Origin of the sequence: Cellulomonas citrea, from assembly GCF_009829685.1 — a bacterium.
GTDB classification, from domain to species: domain Bacteria; phylum Actinomycetota; class Actinomycetes; order Actinomycetales; family Cellulomonadaceae; genus Cellulomonas; species Cellulomonas citrea.
In genome coordinates this window covers 1-5,596 of sequence record NZ_VWSD01000174.1, presented here as the reverse complement: position 1 = coordinate 5,596, position 5,596 = coordinate 1, and the positions used below count along the sequence as shown (strand labels likewise).

Below are 5,596 nucleotides of genomic sequence, written 5' to 3'. Positions count from 1 at the left end.
GGCCTCGGTCCGCGCGGAGGCCCGCGCCTCCTCGGCCTCACGGCGTGCGGAGGCCAGCATCTCGGCGACCTCGCTCTCGGCCCGGGAGCGCAGCTGGCCGGCGGCGAGCTGGGCACGCGCCACGGTGTCGGCGGCCTGCGTGTTGGCCTGGGCGATGACCTCGGTCGACTGCTCCTCCGCCGAGCGCAGCAGCTGCTCGATCCGGGAGCCCAGCCCCGAGTAGCTGGGCCGCTCGACCTCGCGCAGCTGGCGCTGGGCGGTGGCCAGCTCGTCGGCGGTCTGTGCGATGCGCTCGTCGCGGTCGGCGACGGTGGCCTGCAGTGCGGCCAGGGTCTGCTCGACGGCGTCGAAGGCGCTGTCCACGGCATCGCGGTCGTAGCCCCGGAAGCTCACGACCGGGAACTGGGGACGGGGATCAGGCACGTTTCCTCCTGGGCGCGCGGGCGCGGTGCGCGACGCGTCGGTCGAGCGCCGTCGGACCAGCCCCGCCACAGGATAGGGGAGCCGGGCCCCGTGCCGGACCCTCATGGCGCGCGTCCAGGTTCGGTACTCCAGGCGGTTCGCCGTAGGGTGGAGCGTTCCGAACGGGGAGGTTGGTGCGTGCTCAAGCGGCTCGTGGTCGCCGCGATCGGTGCGGTCGGGGTTCTGGTCGCCGGTCTCGGCGTCGCCTCGGCGACCCTGTGGCGCGCCGATGACGTCTTGGTGGCAAGCCTCACGAGCGACCTCCCGTACGTCGCGACGGCTCCCGGGGTCATCGACATGGCCGGTGCCCCGGCGACGGTGACGGCGCGCACTGCGGACGGGCACCCGGTGGTCGTCGCGGTCGGCCGCGACACGGACGTCCTCGGGTGGCTGGGGCAGGACGAGTTCACCTACGTCACGGGCCTGAGCGGGTGGCACACCTTCGCCGGACGAACGGGCCTGCCGACCCCGGCGCCCTCCGCATCGGGCAGCAGCACCGCGGCACCGTCGGACGCGGCATCGGCTTCTGCGTCGGACGGGGCGGCCGCCTCGACGCAGGCGTCGGCCAGCCCGACGCCGACGGCTGCCGGCCCGGTGGCGGTGGCTGACCCCACCGGCTCGGACATGTGGGTCGCCCAGGACCGGGGTGACGGCGCGGCGACCGTGTCGTGGCCCAGCCAGCCGGGCCGGTGGAGCGTGCTCGCGGCCAGCCCCGACGGCACCCCTGTCACCGTGTCGATCGCCTGGCCGCGCACCGTGACGACCCCCTACCTGTGGCCCGGCGTCGTGGTCGGTGGCCTGCTCGTCCTGCTCGCCCTGGCGCTGGCCGGTCGGATGTGGTGGTCGGCGCGCCGGCCCTCCGAGGACTGGACCGACGTCGAGAGCCCGACAGGCGTGGAGCCCGAACCGGCCTCGGCCCCCAAGACCCGTCGCGAGCTGCGTGAGGCCGAGCGTCTCGCGGCAGCCGCACGGTCCGGTGCGCCGAGGACCGGCGCGCTGCGCCGGGTGACGCCCGGCGACGCACCGCAGCCGCCGAGCGTGACCGGGTCCCACCCCACCGTGTCCCAGCCCGCCGTGCCCACCAGCACGGCACCCACCGGGACCGCCCTCGGCGGCACCCCGCCGACCGGCACGGCGTCGACCGAGGCTGTGGCGGACGTCCCGGTCGAGGGAGCGCGCCCGTCGCGTGGCACGTCGTCGCCCGCGCGCAGCCTGCTGCCGCGTCGCCGCCGCAGCGGGACGGCCCCCGAGCAGGAGTCCACGTCGAGGGGCGCGCCCGAGACCTCCGGCCGCGGGTTCGCCCCCTCCTCGTCCGCGGGTGGTTCGGCGGACGCCTCCGCGTCAGCGCCTTCGCCTGCGTCCGGTCCGTCGAGCTCGTGGCGTCCGGGCGGCTTCTCCGGGTCGGGTCCGGCGGGTCCGTGGCGTCCGGTCGACCCGCCGACGGACCGCGGTGGTCGGCCCGTCGGCGGAGCGCCGGACGGGGCAGAGGCCGGGTCAGCTCCGACCCCCGTCGGCAGGCATGGTGGCGGTCCGTCCTGGGCGCCGCAGCGTCCCCAGGTGAGTGCTCCGGTGTCGTCCGGAGACGCCGACCCGTCGACCCCGACGGGCCCGGGCGCACCTGGTCTTCGGGCTGCGCCGGGAGCCGCAGGTGCCCCGGCGGCACCGCAGCGGCGGTCGCGTCCCTCCTGGCTCGGCGCCGACCGGGGCAACGCTCCCGAGCCGACGTCTCCTGCGGATGGTGCGCCTGGCGTACCGCCGGTCGGCAGGTCGTGGCCGGCACCGACCCAGCAGGCGGCCTCGCCCGTGCTGCCACCGACCGTTCGGGCCGATGCCTGGCGTCGCACGTGGGGCATCGCGGCGGCCGAGGACGCACCTGAGACGCCCGACTCCGACGCACCCGAGACGCCGGAGGAGGGTCGATGAGGCTCCGGATCCGAGCCACTGCCTTGGCCGCGGCGGTCGCCCTGCTGGCAGCTGCCTGCTCGGCCTCGCTGCCGAGCGCGGTGCCCGAGGCGCAGGCGGTCCCGCCGCCCGCGCTCACGGCGGCCCAGTCCCAGGCGGTCGTCGCTGCGGTCGGCCAGGTGCTGAGCTCGGCCGACAAGTCGCTCGACGCGAGTGCGCTGCCGGCCCGGCTCACCGGTCCGGCGCTGGCGATGCGGTCGGCCGAGTACGTGCGGGCCGCCGCGACCGGCGGTGCGAAGCCGCCGACGACGCTGCCCGCGAGCGAGGCGTCCGCCGTGATCCCGCAGACCGACGTCTGGCCGCGCACGATGCTGGTCCTCACCGATCAGCCTGACGACCTCACCGCGCGACGGGTCCTCATCCTGCAGCAGGCCTCGCCGCGCGAGCAGTACAAGCTCTGGGGCTGGGCGCGGATGTTCCCGGGTGAGTTCCCGACCACGGCGGCACTGCCGACGGGGAGCACCGTGCTCCCGGACGAGGGCACGGACCTGCTCGTCCAGCCCTCCCAGGTGCTGGCGCAGTACGCCGACGTGCTGGCCAACGGGGCCTCCTCGCCCTCGGCCGCCACCTTCGCCGCCGACACGTTCAGGACCGCCACCGAGGCGAACCGTACGCAGCAGCAGTCCCTTGCCGCCGAGGGCGGCGCGACCTTCACCGAGACCTATGCCCCGGTGGGCGGTCCGGTGGTGAGCCTGGCCACCCAGAACGGGGGTGCCCTCGTGGTCGGCCAGCTCAGCACCACCTCGACCATCACGGCGGCCGCCGGTGGCACGTTGACGAACTCCGACCCGTTCCTCGCCGCGCTCGCGGGGGCGGCGCCCACGACGTCGTTGGTGCGCACCTACACCGACGTGCTCATCTTCTACGTCCCCCCCGCGTCGGCCGGCGGCCAGGTGGTCGCCGTCGCCGCGGAGCAGATCGTCACCGCCGCAGCCGTCAGCTGAGGCGCCGTACCCGACCCCAGGACCGCACAGATGCCTGATCCTTCGCAGCCAGCTCCCCGCCTCGACGTCCGCGGTGCCGTCGACCTGTCGTCGTTGGCCCGTCCGGCGACCCCGCCGCCCGGGAGCCCGGGTGGCCTGCCCGCGCCGGGGTCGTTCGTGGTCGACGTCGACGAGGCCTCGTTCGCCGACGTCGTGCAGAGCTCGACGCAGTACCCGGTCGTCGTCGTGCTGTGGGCGACGTGGTCGGAGGTGAGCCAGCGGGTCGCCAAGGACCTGGCGGCGCTCGCGGCCGCCGATGCCGGCTCCTGGCTGCTGGCCCGTGTCGATGCGGAGGCCAACCCGCAGATCGCCCAGGCGTTCCAGGCCCCGTCGGTCCCTGCGGTCATCGCGGTGCTCGGTGGCCGCCCCCTTCCGCTGTTCCAGGGGGCCCCGAGCCCCGAGCAGATGCGGGACGTGCTCGACCAGGTGGTGCAGGCTGCCGCGCAGAGCGGGATCACCGGCAAGGTCCCCCCGTCGTCGGGGGAGCCCGTGCCCGCCGAGCCGGAGGAGCCGCCGCTGCCGCCGCTGCACCAGGAGGCCTACGACGCCTTCGAGCGCGACGACCTGCCGGGCGCCCGGTCCGCCTACGAGCGTGCGCTCAAGGAGAACCCTCGCGACACGATGGCCAGGGCGGGCCTGGCCCAGGTGGGCCTGCTGGAGCGGACACATGACGTGGATCCGCGCGCGGCGCGCGTCGCTGCCGCGGACGACCCGCACGACGTGGCGGCGCAGCTCGTCGTGGCTGACCTCGACGTGCTCGGCGGTCAGGTGGAGGACGCCTTCGCCCGGCTGGTCGACGTCGTGCGCGCGACCAAGGCTGAGGTCCGCGAGCAGGTGCGTCTGCGACTGGTCGACCTGTTCGAGGTCGTCGGCACGGATGACCCGCGGGTCGTCGCCGCTCGCCGCGCGCTCACCAACGCCCTGTACTGACCGACGCGCACGGCGCGGCCCGGGACGAGTCCGGCGCCGCGCAGGTGCGCACGGTCGGACGGCGGGATGTCGGACACCGGGGTGCGGCGACCCGCGCGCGACGTGGCGGGGGAGCGGCGCACGTCTGCGAGTCGCAGGTCTGTGAGTCGCAGGTCTCCACGTCGCGTGCCGAGCACGGGACCCGGCACCCCTTGCCGTCGAGGAGCCGTTCGAGGCACTGCCGGGTCTCCGCACACCTGGGCGGCCGCCCTCACGCAGGGGAGGGCGACGGCCCGTGGATCACGGAAACTCGACCTCCCGTGACGCGGGACCCCTGCTCCGGAGGGACGCGCACGCCCAGGCGAGCTCCCGGTCCCGGCCGGCTGCCGTGACCACGCGCGTGCCGGGGGCCGTGCTCTGGCGGTCCGCATGCAGCTCCGAGCCGGTGCACCTGTGCAGCCGGACTCCGTGGGCGCGTCCTTCGATGAACCGATGAGGCACACCCCGCGCTGCGCTCAGGGCGACGAGCGGCGTCGCTGGCCGACCCGGTGAAGCCGAGTATCCGACTGCGGCCTGCGCAGGGTCGCAGGCTCTGTCGGGCGACCCGCCACCACCGTCCTCGACGCGCTGGGTGGACGCCTCCTCCGCAGGTCGCCACCTGAGAGGCACGAGGGGACCGGCGCAGCACTGAAGCGCGGCCGGTGCCTGAACCGGGCCGGTGCCACAACCGGACGAGCCGCACACGACCTCGACCCAGACCTGGTGGCCGACTGCCCGCAAGCAGGCTCCAGCTGGGGCCGATCCGGCCCCCGGAGAACCTCGGAGCGGATCCGAAGCCCTGAGCAGAGGAGGCGCCGCACGGTCGCCGGTGCATGCCGAGGCGCGGTGCCGCGACGATCTGTCACCAGTTCGACCACCCAAAAGCGCAGGTCAGAGCCCGATTCGTGCCGGCCGGACGGCGTGAAGGAGCTCCTGCGTGCACAAACCACCCTCTGAGGTGTCGTAGAGTTACACGTCCCCAAGGGCCGGCCGCCTCGGCAGCCGATCGCGGGGGACGCCCCCCGAAGAAGTACCGCGGACAGGCCGATTTGACCGGGCCGCGAGGGTGGGCTAAGTTACTCAGGTTGCCTCCGGCCGGGCCGAAATAGCCCAGCGGATGCGCGTGTGTTGTTTGAGAACTCAACAGTGTGTCGAGAGTAGTCGATGCCGTTTGCTTGGTTGCTGTTCGTGGTGCTTGCTGTTGTGGCGGGTGTTGCGGGTGGTGGCTGGGTTGGTGTCGA

4 protein-coding genes are annotated in these 5,596 nt (G+C 74.7%); 3 read left to right on the top strand and 1 reads right to left on the bottom strand.

Annotation, left to right across the window (positions count from 1 at the left end):
- Window positions 1–423: DivIVA domain-containing protein (locus F2B26_RS14215; RefSeq protein WP_235929687.1), on the bottom strand; the 423-nt coding region annotated here is incomplete at its 3' end.
- Between the two features lie 177 nt (window positions 424–600).
- Between F2B26_RS14215 and F2B26_RS14210 the strand changes: the two genes are divergently transcribed.
- From F2B26_RS14210 to F2B26_RS14200, 3 genes are read left to right on the top strand one after another with little or no spacing between them, the layout of a single operon-like run.
- Entirely contained in the window at window positions 601–2,385 is a 1,785-nt protein-coding gene (locus F2B26_RS14210) for a hypothetical protein (RefSeq protein ID WP_159810478.1), read from the top strand.
- The gene (locus tag F2B26_RS14205) at window positions 2,382–3,368 is read left to right on the top strand and encodes a DUF8094 domain-containing protein (protein ID WP_159810477.1); all 987 of its coding nucleotides are present in this window, start codon (window positions 2,382–2,384) and stop codon (window positions 3,366–3,368) included. Before F2B26_RS14210 ends, F2B26_RS14205 begins: the two co-directional genes overlap by 4 nt.
- A 30-nt stretch (window positions 3,369–3,398) precedes the next feature.
- Window positions 3,399–4,337, top strand: coding sequence for a tetratricopeptide repeat protein (locus F2B26_RS14200; protein ID WP_159810476.1), 939 nt, complete (start codon window positions 3,399–3,401; stop codon window positions 4,335–4,337).
- Window positions 4,338–5,596 lie beyond the last annotated feature (1,259 nt).